12 protein-coding genes are annotated in these 20,234 nt (G+C 66.6%); 2 read left to right on the top strand and 10 right to left on the bottom strand.

Going from position 1 to position 20,234, the window contains the following annotated elements:
- Window positions 1–18: 18 nt before the first annotated feature.
- The 3 genes from WFH44_RS05185 to rpoB form a co-directional block, all read right to left on the bottom strand.
- Complete coding sequence (locus tag WFH44_RS05185; protein ID WP_336712287.1) at window positions 19–834, bottom strand: IclR family transcriptional regulator; 816 nt, start codon at window positions 832–834, stop codon at window positions 19–21.
- 178 nt (window positions 835–1,012) lie between these two features.
- Window positions 1,013–4,903, bottom strand: coding sequence for a DNA-directed RNA polymerase subunit beta' (locus tag WFH44_RS05180; RefSeq protein ID WP_336712285.1), 3,891 nt, complete (start codon window positions 4,901–4,903; stop codon window positions 1,013–1,015).
- 107 nt (window positions 4,904–5,010) lie between these two features.
- On the bottom strand, window positions 5,011–8,529 hold the full coding sequence (rpoB, locus tag WFH44_RS05175) for a DNA-directed RNA polymerase subunit beta (protein WP_336712284.1): 3,519 nt from the start codon (window positions 8,527–8,529) through the stop codon (window positions 5,011–5,013).
- Between the two features lie 475 nt (window positions 8,530–9,004).
- On the opposite strand from rpoB, the gene WFH44_RS05170 reads away from it, so the two are divergent.
- Window positions 9,005–10,207 carry an acetyl-CoA C-acetyltransferase gene (locus tag WFH44_RS05170; protein ID WP_336712282.1) on the top strand — a complete coding sequence of 401 codons (1,203 nt, stop codon included), beginning with the start codon at window positions 9,005–9,007 and terminating at the stop codon, window positions 10,205–10,207.
- 9 nt (window positions 10,208–10,216) lie between these two features.
- Window positions 10,217–10,693: an aminoacyl-tRNA deacylase gene (locus WFH44_RS05165; protein WP_336712280.1), complete on the top strand. Its 477-nt coding sequence runs from the start codon at window positions 10,217–10,219 to the stop codon at window positions 10,691–10,693.
- An 84-nt stretch (window positions 10,694–10,777) separates the two neighbouring features.
- On the opposite strand, the gene rplL is transcribed toward WFH44_RS05165, so the two are convergent.
- The 7 genes from rplL to WFH44_RS05130 form a co-directional block, all read right to left on the bottom strand.
- Window positions 10,778–11,155: a 50S ribosomal protein L7/L12 gene (gene rplL, locus WFH44_RS05160; RefSeq protein ID WP_262105826.1), complete on the bottom strand. Its 378-nt coding sequence runs from the start codon at window positions 11,153–11,155 to the stop codon at window positions 10,778–10,780.
- 71 nt (window positions 11,156–11,226) lie between these two features.
- Window positions 11,227–11,802, bottom strand: a complete 576-nt coding sequence (gene rplJ / locus WFH44_RS05155) for a 50S ribosomal protein L10 (protein WP_262105827.1) — start codon at window positions 11,800–11,802, stop codon at window positions 11,227–11,229.
- Between the two features lie 305 nt (window positions 11,803–12,107).
- The gene (locus WFH44_RS05150; RefSeq protein WP_336712278.1) at window positions 12,108–13,310 is read right to left on the bottom strand and encodes an MFS transporter; all 1,203 of its coding nucleotides are present in this window, start codon (window positions 13,308–13,310) and stop codon (window positions 12,108–12,110) included.
- Window positions 13,311–13,322: 12 nt separating this feature from the next.
- Window positions 13,323–14,072, bottom strand: a complete 750-nt coding sequence (gene narI / locus WFH44_RS05145; RefSeq protein WP_336712276.1) for a respiratory nitrate reductase subunit gamma — start codon at window positions 14,070–14,072, stop codon at window positions 13,323–13,325.
- A complete protein-coding gene (gene narJ / locus WFH44_RS05140; RefSeq protein WP_336712274.1) occupies window positions 14,072–14,695 on the bottom strand; it encodes a nitrate reductase molybdenum cofactor assembly chaperone in 624 nt (207 codons plus the stop codon). Before narJ ends, narI begins: the two co-directional genes overlap by 1 nt.
- Window positions 14,695–16,482, bottom strand: a complete 1,788-nt coding sequence (narH, locus tag WFH44_RS05135) for a nitrate reductase subunit beta (RefSeq protein ID WP_336712273.1) — start codon at window positions 16,480–16,482, stop codon at window positions 14,695–14,697. The genes narJ and narH overlap by 1 nt, the downstream gene beginning before the upstream one ends.
- Window positions 16,482–20,201, bottom strand: coding sequence for a nitrate reductase subunit alpha (locus WFH44_RS05130; RefSeq protein ID WP_336712272.1), 3,720 nt, complete (start codon window positions 20,199–20,201; stop codon window positions 16,482–16,484). The genes narH and WFH44_RS05130 overlap by 1 nt, the downstream gene beginning before the upstream one ends.
- Window positions 20,202–20,234 lie beyond the last annotated feature (33 nt).

The following is a 20,234-nucleotide window of genomic DNA, read 5'->3' as shown; positions in this document are numbered from 1 at the left end:
GATCCAGTGTGACTGAGCCTACAAGCGGTCCGCCTGCCCAATCTCATTCAATGGGAATTGCGACGGCGGCGCTTCGGTTCCGCTCGGCTTCTCCCCTACCGCGCGGGCGATGCCGCGGGCTCCGGCCATCAGCACCGGCACAAGCGACTGCAGGTTTTCGAAGCCCAGCGGCAGGACGACGCCGATTGCCGCGATGGCGTGCCCGTTGCGTCCGAGGACGGGCACGGCGAGGCCGGTGGTGTCGGTATCCACCCTCCCGTCGAAGGCGGCGTAGCCGCGCTTGCGGATCTCTACCAGGTGGCGGCGGAAGTCGAAGGAGACGGCGTCGACGCTGGCCACGGCCTCGGGATGCCGGGTCAGGTACGACTCCTGGACATGATTGGGCGAATACGCCAGCTGGACCATGCCCAGCGCGGTCCGGTGCACGGGCATCCGGCCGGCGATCTTGGCCTGGTTGACCACCGACGTCCGGCTGGACAACCGCTCGATGACCAGCACGTCGTCATCCTTGAGGATGGCCAGTTGGGTGTGCTGGCGGACCACCGACTGGATGTCCTCCATGAAGGGCATCGCGGCCTGCGCCATGTCCACCGCGGGAGAGCTGCGGTTGGCCAGCTCCCAGAGCCGCAGCCCGAGCCGGACCTGCCCGTTGGGTTCCTTGCTCAGCAGCTCATGCCGGGCCATCTCGTCCACGAGGCGGTAGGCCGTGGCCAGCGGGACGTCGGCACGGCGCGAGAGGCTGGCCACGGTCATGGAGGACTTCGTGGCGTCGAAGGCGCTCAGGATCCGGACGAACCGTTCCAGCATCGAATCCCCGGAACGCGAATTGGCCATATGCCTAGGTTCTCACGTTAACGCAGGAGCGCCCCCTGCTCCCGCGGTGCGGGTACAGGGGGCGCTCCTCAATCAGGAAGGCCGATGCCTAGAGTAGGGCGCGAGGGAGCGCCCCTAGAGTGGGGCGCGAGGGCCCCGGCGTGGCGGCGAAGCCGACACACCGGGAGCGCCCCAATCTTTAGCGGTAGTCGCCGCCCATGTCGTAGTCATCCAGCGGGATGGCATGGAACTCGGGCGTCAGGCCGCCGTCGACTCCGGGGTAATCGAAGTCGCTGAAGGCGCTCGGGCCGGTGAACAGGTTGGCCTTGGCCTCCTCCGTCGGCTCGACCGCGACATTGTTGTACCGCTCCAGGCCGGTGCCGGCCGGGATCAGCTTACCGATGATCACGTTCTCCTTCAGGCCCAGCAGCGGGTCGGACTTGCCTTCCATGGCCGCCTGGGTCAGGACCCGGGTGGTCTCCTGGAAGGAAGCCGCGGACAGCCAGGACTCGGTCGCCAGCGACGCCTTGGTGATGCCCATCAGCTCGTCACGGCCATTGGCCGGGGTCTTGCCTTCGGACACTGCCTTGCGGTTCTCGGCCTGGAAGCGGCTGCGCTCGGCGAGCTCACCCGGCAGCAGGTCCGTCTCACCGGACTCGATGACGGTGATGCGGCGCAGCATCTGCCGGACGATGACCTCCACGTGCTTGTCGTGGATCCCGACGCCCTGGCTGCGGTAAACGCTCTGGACCTCGTCCACCAGGAACTTCTGCGCCTGGCGCGGGCCGAGGATACGCAGCACCTGCTTCGGGTCCTTGGCACCGACCACCAGCTGGTCGCCGACGTTGACGTGCTGGCCGTCTTCGACCAGCAGCCGTGCACGGCGCAGCACCGGGTAGGCAACTTCCTCGGATCCGTCGTCCGGAGTGACGATGATGCGCATCTGGCGCTCGCCGTCCTCGATGGACACGCGGCCGGCAACCTCGGACATCGGAGCCACACCCTTCGGGGTACGGGCTTCGAAGAGCTCCTGGATACGCGGCAGACCCTGGGTGATGTCGCCCGCGGAGGCTACACCACCGGTGTGGAAGGTACGCATGGTCAGCTGGGTGCCCGGCTCGCCGATGGACTGTGCGGCGATGATGCCGACGGCCTCGCCGATGTCCACGGTCTTGCCGGTGGCCAGCGAACGGCCGTAGCAGAGCGCACAGGTACCGACGGCGGACTCACAGGTGAGCACGGAGCGGATCTTGACCTCGGTGACGCCGGAGTTGATCAGCTGATCGATCAGCACGTCTCCGACGTCCGAACCGCCGGCGGCCAGCACGTTGCCTTCGGAGTCGACGACGTCGACCGCGAGGGTACGGGCGTACGCCGAGTTCTCCACGTCCTCGTGCCGGTGCAGCTCGCCGTTCGAGTCCACGGTGGCAATCGGGGTGTTCAGGCCGCGCTCGGTGCCGCAGTCCTCTTCGCGGACGATGACGTCCTGCGACACGTCCACCAGGCGTCGGGTCAGGTAACCCGAGTTGGCGGTACGCAGCGCGGTATCGGCCAGGCCCTTACGGGCACCGTGCGTCGCGATGAAGTACTCCAGCACCGACAGGCCCTCGCGGTAGGAGGACTTGATCGGACGCGGGATGATTTCACCCTTCGGGTTTGCCACCAGGCCACGGATACCGGCGATCTGGCGGACCTGCAGCCAGTTACCACGGGCACCGGAGGACACCATGCGGTTGATGGTGTTCTCCTTGGTCAGGCTCTTGCGCATCGCGTCGGCAACCTCGTTGGTGGCCTTGTTCCAGATGTCGATCAGTTCCTGGCGCCGCTCGTCGTCGGCGATCAGGCCCTTGCCGTACTGGGACTCGACCTTGGCAGCCTGTGCTTCGTAGCCTTCCATGATGGCGGGCTTCTCGGCAGGTGCCGCGATGTCGGAGATCGCGACGGTCACGCCGGAGCGGGTCGCCCAGTAGAAACCGGCGTCCTTGAGGTTATCCAGCGTGGCCGCGGTGACGACCTTCGGGTAGCGCTCGGCCAGATCGTTGACGATCGAGGAGAGCTGGCCCTTGTCCGCAACCTTCTCCACCCAGGGGTAGTCCTCAGGCAGGGTCTCGTTGAAGAGCACCTGTCCGAGCGAGGTTTCGATCAGCGCCGGCTGTCCTTCTTCCCAGCCTTCCGGAGCCGCCTGGTCCGGGCCCGGCACGAAGCCCGGGACGCGGATCTTGACGACGGCGTTCAGGTGCAGCTCGCCCGCATCGTGGGCCATGATGGCCTCCGCCGGGCTGCCGAAGACGCGGCCTTCGCCGGCGGCACCTTCACGCTTGGTGGTCAGGTGGTGCAGGCCGATGATCATATCCTGCGAGGGCAGGGTCACCGGACGGCCATCGGACGGCTTCAGGATGTTGTTCGAGGACAGCATCAGGATGCGGGCCTCGGCCTGGGCCTCCGGGCTCAGCGGCAGGTGCACGGCCATCTGGTCGCCGTCGAAGTCCGCGTTGAACGCGCCGCAGACCAGCGGGTGCAGCTGGAGTGCCTTGCCTTCAACGAGCTGCGGCTCGAAGGCCTGGATGCCGAGGCGGTGCAGGGTTGGTGCACGGTTGAGCAGCACCGGGTGTTCGGTGATGATCTCTTCCAGCACATCCCAGACCTGCGGGCGGTAACGCTCCACCATGCGCTTGGCGCTCTTGATGTTCTGCGCGTGGTTGAGGTCCACGAGCCGCTTCATGACGAAGGGCTTGAAGAGCTCCAGCGCCATCTGCTTCGGCAGGCCGCACTGGTGCAGCTTCAGCTGCGGACCGACGACGATCACGGAACGGCCCGAGTAGTCGACGCGCTTACCCAGCAGGTTCTGGCGGAACCGGCCCTGCTTGCCCTTGAGCATGTCGGACAGCGACTTGAGCGGACGGTTGCCCGGTCCGGTGACCGGACGGCCGCGGCGGCCGTTGTCGAACAGCGAGTCGACCGCTTCCTGCAGCATGCGCTTTTCGTTGTTCACGATGATCTCGGGGGCACCGAGGTCCAGCAGGCGCTTCAGGCGGTTGTTGCGGTTGATCACGCGGCGGTACAGGTCGTTCAGGTCGGAGGTCGCGAAGCGGCCGCCGTCCAGCTGGACCATCGGGCGCAGTTCCGGCGGGATCACCGGGACGGCGTCCAGCACCATGCCCAGCGGGCTGTTGGTGGTGGTCAGGAACGCGTTGACGACCTTCAGGCGCTTGAGCGCACGGGTCTTGCGCTGGCCCTTGCCGTTCTTGATGACGTCGCGCAGCGACTCGGCCTCTGCGGCCAGGTCGAAGGTCTCCAGGCGCTTCTTGATCGCCTCGGCGCCCATCGAGCCCTCGAAGTACAGGCCGTAGCGGTCACGCAGCTCGCGGTAGAGGCCCTCGTCACCCTCGAGGTCGGCGATCTTGAGGTTCTTGAAGCGGTCCCAGACCTGCTCGAGGCGGTCGATGTCCGCATCGGCGCGCTTGCGCACGTTGGCCATCTGGCGGTCCGCGGAATCGCGGGCCTTCTTCTTGTCGGCGGCCTTCGCGCCTTCGCCTTCGAGGCGGGCCAGCTCGTCCTCGAGGTCTCGGGCGATCGCCGCGATGTCGGAGTCGCGGGTGTCGGCCATCTGCTTCTTCTCCAGGTCGTGCTCGACCTGCAGGTTCGGCAGCTCCTCGTGGCGGCGTTCCTCGTCCACGCTGGTGATCATGTAGGCAGCGAAGTAGATGACCTTTTCGAGGTCCTTCGGCGCCAGGTCCAGCAGGTAGCCGAGGCGGGAAGGAACACCCTTGAAGTACCAGATGTGCGTGACCGGAGCGGCCAGTTCGATGTGGCCCATGCGCTCGCGGCGGACCTTGGCGCGGGTGACCTCGACGCCGCAGCGCTCACAGATGATGCCCTTGAAGCGCACGCGCTTGTACTTGCCGCAGTAGCATTCCCAGTCGCGGGACGGGCCGAAGATCTTCTCGCAGAAGAGGCCGTCCTTCTCGGGCTTGAGCGTGCGGTAGTTGATGGTTTCCGGCTTCTTGACCTCACCGTAAGACCAGTCGCGGATTTCTTCCGCGGTGGCAAGGCCGATTCGCATGAGGCCGAAGGAGGATTCGCTGGACATATGGTCCCTGTTCTCTCTTGTTCTCTAGATCTGAATGTCTTTGACGGGTACGGAAAGAGGTACGACGGCGGGCGGCCGGCTGGGTAGCGCCGGCCACCGCTGCGTCGCTAGACCTCTTCTACAGAGCTCGGCTCGGCCCGCGACAGGTCGATGCCCAGCTCTTCCGCGGCCCGGAAGACTTCTTCATCCGAGTCACGCATTTCAATCGTGGTGCCGTCCGTGGAGAGCACTTCCACGTTCAGGCACAGCGACTGCATTTCCTTGATCAAGACCTTGAAGGACTCGGGAACACCCGGCTCGGGGATGTTCTCGCCCTTGACGATGGCCTCGTAGACCTTCACGCGGCCGTGGATATCGTCGGACTTGATGGTCAGCAGTTCCTGCAGGGTGTACGCGGCACCGTAGGCCTCCAGGGCCCACACTTCCATTTCACCGAAGCGCTGTCCGCCGAACTGCGCCTTACCGCCCAGCGGCTGCTGGGTGATCATGGAGTACGGTCCGGTGGAACGCGCGTGGATCTTGTCGTCCACCAGGTGGTGCAGCTTCAGGATGTACATGTAGCCCACGGAGATGGGGTCCGGGAACGGTTCGCCGGAGCGGCCGTCGAACAGCCGGGCCTTGCCGGAGGAACCGATCAGGCGGTCGCCGTCGCGGGTGACGTTGGTCGAGGCCAGCAGCCCGGTGATCTCGTGCTCGCTGGCGCCGTCGAACACCGGCGTCGCAACCGTCGTCGAACCCGACTGGCGCGGCAGGTTCGGCAGGTTCTTGACCCACTCCGGATCGCCCTCGATGTTCCAGCCCTGCTTGGCGACCCACCCGAGGTGGATTTCCAGCACCTGGCCGACGTTCATACGGCCCGGAACACCCAGCGGGTTCAGGACGATGTCCACCGGAGTACCGTCCTCGAGGAACGGCATGTCCTCGATCGGCAGGATCTTGGAGATGACGCCCTTGTTGCCGTGGCGGCCGGCGAGCTTGTCGCCGTCCGTGATCTTGCGCTTCTGGGCAACGTAGACGCGGACCAGCTGGTTCACGCCCGGGGGCAGCTCGTCGTCGTTGTCGCGGTCGAAGATGCGCACGCCGATGACGGTGCCGGACTCGCCGTGGGGCACCTTCAGGGACGTGTCGCGGACTTCGCGGGACTTCTCGCCGAAGATCGCGCGCAGCAGGCGCTCTTCCGGGGTGAGTTCGGTTTCACCCTTGGGGGTCACGCGGCCCACCAGGATGTCGCCGGCCTCGACCTCGGCACCGATGTGGATGATGCCGCGCTCGTCCAGCTGGGAGAGCACTTCCTCGCTCACGTTCGGGATATCGCGGGTGATCTCCTCGGCACCAAGCTTGGTGTCGCGGGCGTCGACCTCGTGCTCCTCGATGTGGATGGAGGTCAGCACGTCGTCGGAGACGATGCGCTGGCTCAGGATGATGGCATCCTCGTAGTTGTGTCCTTCCCAGGACATGAAGGCCACCAGCATGTTCTTGCCCAGCGCCAGCTCGCCCTGGTCCGTGGAGGGACCGTCGGCGATGATGCTGCCGAGCTCGAGTCGCTGGCCCTCGGCCACCAGGACGCGCTGGTTGTACGCGTTGCCCTGGTTGGAGCGGGCGAACTTCATGATCGGGTAGTGCGTCTCGGTGCCGTCGTCGTTCAGGACGGTGACCAGGTCGGCAGACACCTCGGTGACCACGCCGGCCTTGGCGGCCACGACGGAGTCGCCGGCGTCGACCGCAGCGTAGCGCTCCATGCCGGTACCGACCAGCGGTGCCTCCGAACGCAGCAGCGGCACGGCCTGGCGCTGCATGTTGGCGCCCATGAGCGCGCGGTTGGCGTCGTCGTGCTCCAGGAACGGAATCAGGGCGGTTGCCACGGACACCATCTGGCGCGGGGAAACGTCCATGTAGTCGACGTCTGCGGCCTCGATCAGGACCGGCTCGCCCTCGCCGCCGCGCTGGCGGACCAGCACGAGTTCTTCGGCGAAGCGGTTGCTCTCGTCCAGCGGCGCGTTCGCCTGGGCGATCACGCACTCGATCTCGTCATCCGCGGTCAGGTAGTCGATCTGGTCCGTGACCAGGCCGTCGACGACCTTGCGGTACGGGGTCTCGATGAAGCCGAACGCGTTGATGCGGCCGTAGGAGGCGAGCGAACCGATCAGGCCGATGTTCGGGCCTTCAGGGGTCTCGATCGGGCACATGCGGCCGTAGTGCGACGGGTGGACGTCGCGGACCTCCATGCCGGCGCGGTCGCGGGACAGGCCGCCCGGGCCGAGCGCGGACAGGCGGCGCTTGTGGGTCAGGCCGGCCAGCGGGTTGTTCTGGTCCATGAACTGCGACAGCTGGGAGGTTCCGAAGAACTCCTTGATGGCTGCCACGACCGGGCGGATGTTGATCAGGGTCTGCGGAGTGATGGCCTCCACGTCCTGGGTGGTCATCCGCTCGCGGACCACGCGCTCCATGCGGGACAGGCCGGTGCGGACCTGGTTCTCGATCAGCTCGCCGACCGCGCGGATGCGGCGGTTGCCGAAGTGGTCGATGTCGTCGACCTCGACGCGGATCTCGTGGTCCTCGCCGTCCCGCTTGCCCGGGATGGCCTTCTCGCCGGCGTGCAGGGCGACCAGGAACTTGATCATCGCGACGATGTCGTCCAGGTTCAGGACCGAGGCGTTCGGATCATCCAGCGGGGTTTCGACGCCGAGCTTGCGGTTGATCTTGTACCGGCCGACCTTGGCCAGGTCGTAGCGCTTCGGGTTGAAGTACAGGTTCTCCAGCAGGGAACGTGCAGCGTCGACCGTCGGCGGCTCGCCCGGACGGAGCTTGCGGTAGATGTCCAGGAGTGCGTCTTCCTGGGTTTCGGTGGTGTCCTTTTCCAGGGTGGCCCGGATGGAGTCGTACTCGCCGAAGGTCTCCAGGATCTGGCCTTCGGTCCAGCCCAGGGCCTTCAGCAGCACGGTGACGGACTGCTTGCGCTTGCGGTCGAGGCGGACGCCGACCTGGTCGCGCTTGTCGATCTCGAGCTCGAACCAGGCGCCGCGGGAGGGGATGATCTTCGCGGTGAAGATGTCCTTGTCGCTGGTCTTGTCGGCGGTGCGCTCGAAGTAGGCGCCCGGAGAACGGACCAGCTGGGAGACGACGACACGCTCGGTGCCGTTGATGACGAAGGTGCCCTTCTCGGTCATCAGCGGGAAGTCGCCCATGAACACGGTCTGCTGCTTGATCTCGCCCGTGTTGTTGTTCATGAACTCCGCCTTGACATACAGCGGAGCGGAGAAGGTGGCGTCGCGGTCCTTGCACTCCGCCATCGTGTACTTGGGATCAGCAAATTCCGGCTCGGAGAAGCTCAGGGACATGGTGCCCTGGAAGTCCTCGATCGGGGAGATCTCTTCGAAGATGTCGGACAGACCGGAGGTCGTCGCTACGCCCTGGTTGTTTTCTTCCTGGGCCTTCTTGACCCGCGCCTTCCAGCGCTCATTGCCGACCAGCCAATCGAAGCTGTCCGTCTGAAGGGCAAGGAGGTTGGGGACATCCAGCGGTTCGTGAATCTTAGCGAATGAGATCCTGCGGGTGGCGCCATCGTTCGATGAGGCGTCCAGCAGGCTGTTAGCGGTATCAGTATTAGAGGTGCTCGAGGCGACCAAGAGAGGGATCCTTCCACAGACCTTCAGGCTTGTACGCGCCTCCGCACTTCCGGCACACCAAAGTGCCGGTACAACCTGACCGGATCCGCTATATGATCCAAGCCCCCGCCGGATTCCTGTTAAATACAGGAAGGCGTGGCAATGCCCACCGCTATATGAAGGCCGAAGGTTAAGAGGGAAGACGCAAATAATTATTCTACGCCGCGGTTTTGTGATTGTCCAGCGGACGGCAGAATAGCCGGAGGATGCTTCGGCCGCAACGGTCTTCCTCCGGTGTGTCGGCGATTGACGCCAGGACGACGCCAACCTCGAACCAATCGGGCCGGTCCGAGCGTGCCTCTTCCCCCCGGCATCAGCTTGGAACAACGCTTCGGTCCGCCGTGTTCCATTCTATGGGAACGCGTCGATTTCCGGCGCCAGCTAACTGTAGCCTTTGTGCAACCGCAATTTCAAGGACGAAAGCGAGCAAACGGCAGTGTCAGAGAACCAAACGGACCGCAACGACGTCGTCATCCTGGGTGGCGCACGCACGCCCCTCGGCCGTCTCAAGGGGCAACTGGCCGCCTTCAGCGCCGTCGAACTCGGCGGCAAGGCGATTGCCGGCGCCTTGGAACGCGCCGGGATTTCGCCGGACGCGGTGGACGCGGTCATCATGGGCCAGGTCGTCCAGGCGGGCGCCGGCCAGAATCCCGCGCGCCAGAGCGCCATTGCGGCCGGGATCGGCTGGAACGTGCCGACGGTAACCATCAATAAGGTCTGCCTCTCCGGGCTCGCCGCCATCACCGACGCCGCGCGGCTGATCCGCAGCGGCGAAGCCAGCGTCATCGTCGCGGGCGGCCAGGAATCGATGACCAACGGGCCGCACGTGCTTCCCGGCTCGCGCCAGGGCTTCACCTACGGAAGCGTCAACCTGCTCGACTCCGTGGCCCACGACGGCCTCACCGATGCCTTCGACCACGAATCCATGGGCGCTTCCACCGAGCGGCGGAACGCGGAGCTCGGCATCGGACGCCAAGCCCAGGACGAAGTCGCCGCCGCCTCGCACCAGCGGGCCGCCGCCGCGGCCGAGGCCGGGATCTTCGACGGCGAGATCGTGCCGGTCGCCGTGCCGCAGCGCAAGGGCGAGGACCTTGTACTCACCCGGGACGAGGGCGTGCGGCCGCAGACCACGGTGGAGACCCTGGCCCCACTGCGCCCGGCCTTCGCGAAGGACGGAACCATCACCGCCGGCAACTCCTCCCCGCTCTCCGACGGCGCCGCCGCCGTCGTTGTTACCTCCCGCGGATACGCAGAAGACAACGGACTGCCCTGGCTGGCCGTCGTCGGCAAGCCCGGACAGGTGGCGGGTCCGGACACGTCGCTGCACTCGCAGCCTTCCAATGCAATCTCCCAGGCCCTGAAGCGGGCCGGCTGGACCACCGCGGACCTGGACTTCATCGAGATCAACGAGGCGTTCGGCTCCGTGGCCGTGCAGTCGCTGAAGGACCTGGACTACCCCGCGGAGAAGTGCAACCTGCACGGCGGCGCCATCGCGCTGGGCCATCCGATCGGAGCCTCGGGCGCACGGCTCGCGCTGCACGCCGCGCTCGAACTGCAGCGGCGCGGTACGGGCAGGGCCGCCGTGTCCCTGTGCGGCGGCGGCGGCCAGGGCGAGGCCCTGCTGCTGTACCGCGACTAGGAGCGGCACATGCCCGAAGAGACCGGGATGGACCGGTTCCTGGCGGACGCGAAGGAACGCGGGCTCGACGTCGAGGTGGTACCGCGTCCGCCGGCGCGCAGCCTGCCGGAGGCGGCGGAACTGCTCGGCATCCGGCCCGCGGACATCGTCAAGTCGCTGGTCGTCAAGCACAAGGACGGTTCGTTCCTGTTTGCCCTGGTCCCGGGCGACCGGCAGATCTCCTGGCCCAAGCTGCGGGCTCTGCTGGGCGTGAACAAGCTCTCGCTCCCGCCGGCGGACGTTGCCTTCGCAGCCACCGGCTACCCGCGCGGGACCATCACGCCGCTGGGCAGCACGACGGCCTGGCCGGTATTCGCCGACGCGGCGATCACGGGCCGGCGCATCTCGATGGGCGCCGGGGACCACGGCCACTCGGCCTTCCTCCAGGCCGACGCGCTGATCGAGGCCCTCGGCGCCACCACCGCGGATATCAGCGAGCCGGCCTGACCCGCGGAGCAGGCCGGCCGGCCCGGAAACAGCAGAAGAGCCCCGCACAGCAGTGCGGGGCTCTTCTAAGTGAAGCTAAGAAGCTTACTTGACGGTGACGGTGGCACCGGCAGCCTCGAGGGCTTCCTTGGCCTTGTCGGCAGCTTCCTTGGTTGCGCCTTCGAGGACAGCCTTCGGAGCGCTGTCGACGAGGTCCTTGGCTTCCTTCAGACCCAGGGAAGTCAGGGCACGAACTTCCTTGATCACTGCGATCTTCTTGTCGCCGGCAGCTTCCAGAACGACGTCGAATTCGGTCTTCTCTTCAGCGGCCTCAGCGGCGCCACCGGCGGCCGGGCCGGCAACGGCAACGGCAGCAGCGGTAACGTCAAAGGTCTCTTCGAAGAGCTTGACGAAATCGGACAGCTCGATGATGGACAGTTCCTTGAAAGCTTCGATGAGCTCTTCGTTGGTGAGCTTCGCCATGGTAGGCGTCCTTCCTGTAAGTGGTGTTCAGCGCTTCGGCCTGGCACCAAGAGTTGTGGTTGGGAAGAGAATCAGTTCTCTTCTGCGGCAGCCTCGGCCGGAGCCTCGGTTGCCTCTGCAGCGGGAGCTTCTTCGGCGGGAGCCTCGGCTGCTGCCGCGCCCCCGTTCTCCTCCAGCTTGATGCGCAGAGCGTCGACGGTGCGAGCCAGTGCGGACATCGGGGCCTTGAGCACACCGGCCACGCGGGCCAGCTGGAACTCACGGGACTCGAGAGCGGCCAGCGCTGCAACAGCGGAAGCGTCCAGGGACTTGCCCTCGAAGAATCCGGTCTTGATGACGAGCTGCGGGTTGGACTTTGCGAAATCCGTCAGGGACTTGGCGGCTGCAACAGCGTCACCCTTGATGAAGGCGATAGCAGTAGGTCCGGCAAGCTGGCCTTCGAACGCGTCGATGCCGGCTTCCTTGGCTGCAATGCCAGTCAGGGTGTTCTTGACGACGGAGAACTTGGTGTCCTGGCCGAGAGAAACACGCAGCTCCTTGAGCTGTGCAACAGTAAGCCCGCGGTATTCGGTTAGGACTGCAGCGTTGGATTCCTTGAAATCAGTGGTGATTTCCGCAACTGCTTCCACCTTGTTTGGCGTTGCCATAACCCTCCTTCCGGGGAATAGTGCCGGTGGATCGGGCCGCACGCATAAAAAACGCCCCGGGCAGATGCACGGGGCTTCGCCTCGACATTCGGCCCTGCGGCCGACATGGAGGATTGCTTCGTTCACCTGCGCAGGCCGTCCCAATGCATGGGACTTTCGGTTCATTTCCAGGGGAAATAAACGACCGGCGGTCTTTGGTGCCTCAAGCTTACGGGACGCGTCCCCCGGTCACCAAATTGACGACGTCGTCCGCCTCCTCGGGCGGGACGCCTGCCCGCCGCCGGGGTACTGCTCCGGGCGGGGCATCAGCGGGATACCGGCACCTTGCGCCGCTCGCCCTTCAGGAAGATCAGCGTGTAGGCAAAAGCGGCCATCGCCGTGCCGACGAGCAGCAGCAGGCCGATGGCATAGCTGTTCTCCTCGGCATTGTAGGTGGCGCCCATGATCAGCGGAGGGAAATAGCCGCCCAGTCCCCCGGCCGCACTGACGATGCCGGTGACCGCTCCGACCCGCTCCGGCGGCGAACTCGTGCCCACCCAGGCGAAGACACCGCCGGTGCCGAGGCCGAGGGCGCCGGCCATCGCGAGGAAGGTCAGGCCGGCGGGGATCTCGCCGTCGGGCCGGAGGTTGACCACGAAGGCCAGGACGGCGACCGCGGCGAGCGAGAACAGGACGACGGGCTTGGACCCGACCTTGTCCGCGATGATGCCGCCGACGGGCCGGGCGATGACCGCGGCGAGGGCGAAACCCGCGGTTCGGGTGCCGGCCCCGGTGGGATCCATCGCGTAGATGTCGCGCAGGTAGGTCGGGAGGTAGTTACTGAAGGAGACGAAGCCGCCGAAGACGATGGCGTAGAGGAAGCACATCTCCCAGGTCACCCGGAGCTTGGCCGCCGCCACGAGCTTGGGGACCACCGGGTTCCGGTTGGGCTGCCAGTCCGGGGCCTCGCGCATCTGGAACCAGACGAGGCCGGCGACGGCCACCAACAGCGCCGCTACCAGCAGGTGCGTGGGCAGGTAGCCGATCCAGCCGACGAGCCGCGGCGTCATGAAGGCAGAGAGCGCGGTGCCGCCCATGCCCGCGCCGAACACGCCGGTTGCGAAGCCCCGCCTGGACGGGTGGTACCAAGGGGTCACGAAGGGAATGCCGACGGCGAAGACGGTTCCGGCCACGCCCAGCAGGAAGGCGCAGGCGACCAAGAGCACGTAGGACTCCATCATGCCCGCCATGGCCACCAGCAGGACCGCGGGCGCCGCGGCCAATAGCACGGCGGTGAACATCTTCCGTCCGCCGAACCGGTCGGTCAGGGCACCCGCGACGATGCGGCCGAGCGAGCCCACGAATACCGGCATGGCCACGAGCACGGACGTCTGCGTCGGGTTCAGGTCCAGCATGTCGGTATAGCGGGCGCTCAGCGGCGCAATGATGGTCCAGGCCCAGAACGCCGTGACGGAGGCGGTCGTGGCCAGCGCCAGGTTCCTGGCCTGCCCGGGGGTGCGAAGTTCCATCGCGGCGTCTCCCTACTTCCGTTGCCGGTCCCGCGTCCCGACAGGCTGCCAGCCGGGATGCTGCTCCCGGCTCCCGGGGGCGCGGCGCACGTCCCTGCTGCGGTAGATGATGTACGGCCGGAACAGGTAATGCAGCGGGGCCGTGAAGGCATGCACCAGCCGGGTGAACGGCCAGATCATGAACAGCAGCATGCCGATCAGCGTGTGCACGTGGAAGGACAGCGGTGCGCCGGCCATGGCGGCGATGTCCGGCTGGAAGATGAAGAGGGACCGGAACCACGGCGCCACGGTCTCGCGGTAGTTGTGCCCGTGGCCGCCCAGGAAGACGCTGGCCAGCGTGGTCCAGAGGCCGAAGACGATGGCCGCGACCAGGACGATGTACATCAGCTTGTCGTTCTTCGTCGTCGCCATGAAGACCGGCCCGGTCCGGCGCCTGCGGTAGACCAGGATGATGATGCCCCCGAGCGTGCAGACCCCGGCAATGCCGCCGACGAACAGCGCGTTGAAGTGGTAGAAGTCCTGGCTCATGCCGATGGCTTCGGTCCAGGATTTCGGGATGACGAGGCCGAAGAAGTGGCCGGCGATCACGGCCAGGAGGCCGAAGTGGAAGACCGGCGAGCCGATCCGCAGCAGCTTGGACTCGTACAGCTGCGAGGAGCGGGTGGTCCAGCCGAACTGGTCGTACTTGTAGCGCCAGATGCTGCCGCCGACCAGGATCGCGACCATGACATAGGGCAGGACGCCCCAGAGCAGAATGTCCATCAGTGCCTTCCCTGCATCGGAAGCAATCGGGGATCATAGGGCTCCAGGCCTACGCTTTCGGCCGGCGGGCCCAGGCCGGCCATCTTCATCACTTCCTGCCGGTCCGCCGGCGAGGCCCCTGGCAGCGTGCCGCAGATGGCCTGCAGGATGCTCGCGTGCGCCAGGCCGTCATCGACCAGGGCGAGGCGGAGCATTTCCAGGCTCGCGCGGTACTGGATCAGCAGCTCCCGCCCGGCCTCGAGGTCCACCGTGGCGGCGAATTCCAAGACCATGGGCAGGTAGTCGGGCAGCTCGCCGCGGGTGTTGACCAGCATCCCGCTGTCCCGGTAGACGCGCTTGAAGCGGGCCAGGACTTCGCCGCGGCGGCGGGTGTCGCCGTCGGTCCAGTAGGACAGGTGCAGGGCATGCCGCCTGCTGAGGTCGAACTCCTGGACGTAGCCGGCCTGGACTTCGGCGAGGGGCCTGGAGGCCAGCCGGTCCAGCACCGCCGCGAAGGCTCCGCCGAGCCCGCCGAACTCCGCCAACGCCGCCCGGATAAGGGGAACGCGGCCCAGCAGTTCCTCGTCCGGATAGCCCAGGCACCAGGAGGCCGCCTGGTAGAGCACCCGCTGCTGCCGCATCATCACGGTTCCCGGCCCTGCCGGCCCTCCGGCGGGTTTCCGCCCGGCCCCTCGGGCCCCGGTTCCCCGTAGTCCGGGCCCGGGCCCGCCGTTCCGCCCCCGTGGGCCGGGGAGTCGGGCGCCATCTGCGGGATGTCCTGCGACTCCGGGAACAGCCCGCGCGGAACGCCGCGGCCGTCCCAGTTCAGCAGGTTGACCCGCCCGCGCAGTTCTCCGGGTTCGGCCTGCCCGCCCGAAGTCTGCCGCTGCTTCAGGGCGTAGAAGTTCTCCACGGCCACGGGCGTTGGCCTGCCGCTGGCTTCTCCGAACGGCTCGGATGGATACATGCCCGGTCCCTCATCGAAATCCAGTGAGCAGCCCATCTCCTCGAGGTTGTGGGCCTGCTCTACGTGCGCCTTCGGGATCACGTAGCGTTCGTTGTACTTGGCGATCGCCATCAGACGGTACATCTCGTACATGGCCTCGGACTCCATTCCGACCGCTTCCGGGATGGAGTCGTCCGGGTCATTACCCAGGCTGATCCCGCGCATGAAGGAACGCATGGCGGCGAGCTTGCGGAGCACACCGGTCACGATGCCGGTATCGCCGGCGGTGAAGAGCTCGGCGAGGTACTCGACCGGAATGCGGAGCGACTCGATCGCCCCGAACAGGTTTCCCGCGTCCTCGGCATCGTGGCCCTGTTCGCTCAGCAGGTCGACCACCGGGGACAGCGGCGGCACGTACCAGACCATCGGCATCGTCCGGTATTCCGGATGCAGGGGCAGCGCCACCTTGTAGACCTTGGCCATGTTGTAGACCGGTGAGCGCCGGGCGGCGTCAAGCCAGTCTTCCGGGATGCCTTCCCCGCGGGCCGCGGCGACTACCTCGGGATCATTGGGATCCAACATGAGGTCCAGCTGGGCCTGGTACAGCAGCTTCTCGTCCTCGATCGACGCGGCCGCGGTGACCCGGTCCGCATCGTAGAGGAAGATGCCGATGTAGCGCAGCCGGCCCACGCAGGTCTCCGAGCAGACGGTCGGGATGCCTACCTCGATGCGCGGGTAGCAGAACGTGCATTTTTCGGCCTTGCCGGTCTTGTGGTTGAAGTAGATCTTCTTGTAGGGACACCCGGTCACGCACTGCCGCCAGCCGCGGCAGCGGTCCTGGTCCACCAGGACGATGCCGTCTTCCGTCCGTTTGTAGATCGCTCCCGAGGGGCAGGAGGCCATGCACGACGGATTCAGGCAGTGCTCGCAGATCCGGGGCAGGTAGAACATGAACGTCTGCTCGAACTCGAACCTGATCCTGTCTTCGGACTCCTTGCGGATCCTTTCGACGACGGGATCCAGATGTCCCATTTCCGCGGCGCCGCCCAGATTGTCGTCCCAGTTGGCGGACCACTCGACCTTCGTGTCCTTGCCGGTGATCAGGGACTTGGGCCTAGCAACGGGAAAGTCGTCCCCCAGCGGGGCGTCCGTCAGCGTTTCGTAGTCGTAGGTCCAGGGCTCGTAGTAGTCCTCCAGCTCCGGCTGGACCGGGCTGGCGAAAATGCCGAGGAGCTTCTTCAGCCGGCCTCCGCCCCTGAGCTTGAGCCGCCCGCGGCGGTTCAGCTCCCACCCGCCGCGCCACCTGTCCTGGTCCTCGTAGCGGCGCGGATACCCCTGGCCCGGCCGCGTCTCGACGTTGTTGAACCAGACGTATTCCGTGCCGGCCCGGTTGGTCCACGCCTGCTTGCAGGTGACCGAACAGGTATGGCACCCGATGCACTTGTCGAGGTTCATCACCATGCCGACCTGAGCCATGACCTTCATCAGTACGTGACCTCCTGCGAGCGCCTGCGGATTGTCGTGACCATGTCCCGCTGGTTTCCGGTGGGACCCAGGTAGTTGAACGCGTACGCCAGCTGCGCATAGCCGCCGATCAGGTGCGTGGGTTTGACCAGCAGGCGGGTGTTGGAGTTGTGGATGCCGCCGCGCCGGCCCGTGGCCTCGGATTTGGGTACGTCGATGGTCCGTTCCTGGGCATGGTGGACGAACACGACGCCCTCGGGCATGCGGTGGCTGACGATTGCGCGGCAGACGTAGACGCCGTTGGCGTTGACGCACTCGACCCAGTCGTTGTCCGACACGCCGATGGATGTGGCGTCCTCGGTGCTGATCCAGCAGGTCGGACCGCCGCGGGACAGCGAGAGCATGAACAGGTTGTCCTGGTACTCGGAGTGGATCGACCACTTGTTGTGCGGCGTGAGGTACCGGACCGTGACCTCGCGGGATCCGTCGGCGCCGAGCCGCGGTTCGCCGAAGAGGCGGTGCATGTCCAGCGGGGGCCGGTAGATCGGCAGGGCCTCGCCCATATCGCGCAGCCAGTCGTGGTCCAGGAAGAAGTGCATCCGGCCGGTGAGCGTGTGGAACGGCTTGAGCCGCTCGATGTTCGTGGTGAAGGGTGCGTAGCGCCGGCCGCCGGTTTCGGAGCCCGACCATTCCGGGGAGGTAATGACGGGCACCGGCGCGGACTGGGTGTCCGCGAAGGTGATGTGCTTCTCTTCAGAGCCCAGCGCGAGGTCCACCAGCTCGCGGCCGGTCTGCTTCTCGAGTTCCCGGAAGCCGTGGACGGCCAGCTCGCCGTTGGTGGTTCCGGAGAAGGTCAGGATGGCTTCGGCGAGTTTGGCGTCCGTCTCGATCGCCGGCCGCCCGTCCGCCGCGCCGCCGAGCATCACGCCGTTCTTCCTGGCCAGCCAGCCGAGGGCGTGGTCCAGCTTGTAGTTGATGTTCTTGACGGTGAAGCCGAGCCTGTCCGCCAGAGGCCCGATGGCGGACAGCTTGTCCGCGATCGCCGTGTAGTCGCGTTCGACGACGGTGAACACCGGCATGGTCTTGCCCGGCACGGCCGGGGTGGTTCCGTCCCGCCAGTCCCGGACCACGCCACCGGGCTGGGCGATCTGGCCGGCGGTGTCATGCTGCAGCGGCACGCTGACCAGGTCCTTGCGGACGCCGAGGTGGGTGGCGGCCTGCCGGGAGAATTCCGCCGCCAGCTCGTGGAACATCTCGAAGTCCGACTTGGTCTCCCAGGGCGGGTCGATGGCGGGAGTGAAGGCGTGCACGAACGGATGCATGTCCGTGGAGGACAGGTCGTGCTTCTCGTACCAGGTGGCCGCAGGGAAGACGATGTCGGAGAGCAGCGTCGTCGACGTCATCCTGAAGTCGGCCGACATCAGCAGGTCCAGCTTGCCTTCCGGCGTCTCCTCATGCCACGCGACCTCCCGGGGCCGGGCCATCGATGCCTCGGCCTCGTTCCCCATCACGTTGTGGTGCGTGCCCAGCAGGTTCTTCAGGAAGTACTCGTTACCCTTGGCGGACGACCCCATCAGGTTGGACCGCCAGAGCACCAGCGTCCGCGGCCAGTTCTGCGGTGCGTCCACGTCCTCGATCGCGGGATTCAGGGTGCGGTCCCGGAGCCTGTCGGCCACATAGCCCGCGGCGCTGCCTGCCAGCCCGGCATCCACGGCCCGCTCGGCCTCGGCCGCAAGGTCCAGCGGGTTCCGGTCGAACTGGGGATAGAAGGGCATCCAGCCCAGCCGTGCGGACTGGGCGATGGCGTCAGCCGTGTGCTTGCCCTTGAGGTGCCCCTCCGCCAGCGGCGAATTGAGCGAGTCGGCCGAGTAGCCGTCGTTGCGCCACTGCCCGGTGTGCATGTACCAGTACGACGTGCCCGTCATGGTCCTCGGCGGACGCGACCAGTCCAGGGCGTTCGCCAGCGACACCCAACCGGTGATCGGACGCGTTTTTTCCTGCCCGACGTAGTGCGCCCAGCCGCCGCCGTTGCGTCCCATGGATCCGGTCAGCAGCAGCAGCGACAGGATGGAGCGGTAGGTCGCGTCACCGTGGAACCACTGGCAGATTCCGGCGCCCATGATGATCATCGAGCGGCCGCCGGACTGCTCCGCGTTCCGTGCGAACTCGCGCGCGATCCTGATGCACTTCCTCGCGGGGACGGAAGTGATCGCCTCCTGCCACGCCGGAGTGTAAGGCGTGGCACCGTCGTCGTAGTCCTCCGCCCACTCCCCCGGCAGCCCGGCGCGACGGACGCCGTACTGGGCGAGCATCAGGTCGAAGACCGTGGTCACGAGCTTGCCGCCGACGCGGCGCACGGGCACGCCTCGGCGCAGCACGGAGCCGGACCCGTCCGGCGCTTCGAAGCACGGCAGCTTGATCTCCGAGGTCTCGCCGCCGGCCTCGTAGAGGCTCAGCCGGGGTTTGACGTCGCCGAGTTCCAGGTTCCACTTGCCCCGGCCGGACTCGCTGTAGCGGAAACCCATGGACCCGTTGGGGACCACCGGCCGGTCCGTCACCTCGTCCAGCAGCACGGTCTTCCACTCGGCGTCCTCGCCGCCGTCCAGGTCCGGCAGGTCCGCCGAGGTCAGGAACTTGCCCGGGACCAGGGAGGAGCCGTCCGGCGCCGGCGTGAGGGTGACCAGGAACGGCAGGTCGGTGTACTGCCTGACGTACTCCGAGAAGAAGGGCACCTGGCGCTCAACGAAGAATTCCTTGAGTACCACGTGCCCCATCGCCATCGCGAGCGCCGCATCCGTGCCGGCCTGCGCCGGGAGCCAGTCATCCGCGAACTTGGTGTTGTCCGCGTAGTCCGGGCTGACCGTGACCACCTTGGTGCCCCGGTAGCGGACCTCGGCCATCCAGTGCGCGTCCGGGGTCCGGGTGACCGGGACGTTGGAGCCCCACATCATCAGGTAGGTCGAGTCCCACCAGTCCCCCGACTCGGGGACATCCGTCTGGTCGCCGAAGACCTGCGGGCTGGCCACCGGCAGGTCCGCGTACCAGTCGTAGAAGCTGGTCATCACGCCGCCGATGAGCTGGATGAACCGCGTGCCGACGCAGTGCGAAACCATGGACATCGCGGGGATCGGCGAGAAACCGGTGCAGCGGTCGGGACCATAGGTCCTGATGGTGTGGACGTGGGCCGCGGCGGCCATCTCGATGGCTTCCTGCCAGCTCACCCGGACCAGGCCGCCCTTGCCGCGGGCCTGCTGGTACTTCTTCCGGCGCACCGGGTCGCCCACGACGTCCGCCCACGCCAGCACAGGGTCCTTCAGCCGGGACTTGGCCTCGCGGTACAGCTCCAGCAGCACGCCGCGGGCATACGGGTAGCGCACGCGCGTGGGCGAATAGGTGTACCAGGAGAAGGCGGCGCCGCGGGGACAGCCGCGCGGCTCGTACTCCGGGCGGTCGTTGCCGACGGAGGGATAATCGGTCTGCTGCGATTCCCACGTGATGATGCCGTCCTTGACGTACACCTTCCACGAGCAAGACCCGGTGCAGTTCACTCCGTGGGTGGACCGGACGACCTTGTCGTGGCTCCAGCGGTCGCGGTAGAAGACATCCCCCCTCCGCCCGCCCTCCCGGTAGACCGCGCGTCCGTCGTCGCTCTCGTCCCAGCGGGTGAAGAACCGTCCAAGAGCCAGCATCGCGTCCGAGGCGCTGCCGTCGGTTCCGGGTTTGATGGGTCCGGCTGCCATGGCCTCACCCTACGAAACGAACTGGCGGATGAC

The sequence above is a fragment of the Arthrobacter sp. USHLN218 genome, from assembly GCF_037144715.1.
Lineage (GTDB): Bacteria > Actinomycetota > Actinomycetes > Actinomycetales > Micrococcaceae > Crystallibacter.
Note: the sequence above shows the minus strand (reverse complement) of the source record. Positions and strands in the feature narration are given on the sequence as shown.

Bases quoted from the DNA above. Each gene is read 5' to 3' on its own strand.
- WFH44_RS05185 (WP_336712287.1), bottom strand. From the start codon at position 834: ATGGCCAATTCGCGTTCCGGGGATTCGATGCTGGAACGGTTCGTCCGG.
- WFH44_RS05180 (WP_336712285.1), bottom strand. From the start codon at position 4,903: ATGTCCAGCGAATCCTCCTTCGGCCTCATGCGAATCGGCCTTGCCACC.
- WFH44_RS05165 (WP_336712280.1), top strand. From the start codon at position 10,217: ATGCCCGAAGAGACCGGGATGGACCGGTTCCTGGCGGACGCGAAGGAA.
- rplL (WP_262105826.1), bottom strand. From the start codon at position 11,155: ATGGCGAAGCTCACCAACGAAGAGCTCATCGAAGCTTTCAAGGAACTG.
- rplJ (WP_262105827.1), bottom strand. From the start codon at position 11,802: ATGGCAACGCCAAACAAGGTGGAAGCAGTTGCGGAAATCACCACTGAT.
- WFH44_RS05150 (WP_336712278.1), bottom strand. From the start codon at position 13,310: ATGGAACTTCGCACCCCCGGGCAGGCCAGGAACCTGGCGCTGGCCACG.
- narI (WP_336712276.1), bottom strand. From the start codon at position 14,072: ATGGACATTCTGCTCTGGGGCGTCCTGCCCTATGTCATGGTCGCGATC.
- narJ (WP_336712274.1), bottom strand. From the start codon at position 14,695: ATGATGCGGCAGCAGCGGGTGCTCTACCAGGCGGCCTCCTGGTGCCTG.
- narH (WP_336712273.1), bottom strand. From the start codon at position 16,482: ATGAAGGTCATGGCTCAGGTCGGCATGGTGATGAACCTCGACAAGTGC.
- WFH44_RS05130 (WP_336712272.1), bottom strand. From the start codon at position 20,201: ATGGCAGCCGGACCCATCAAACCCGGAACCGACGGCAGCGCCTCGGAC.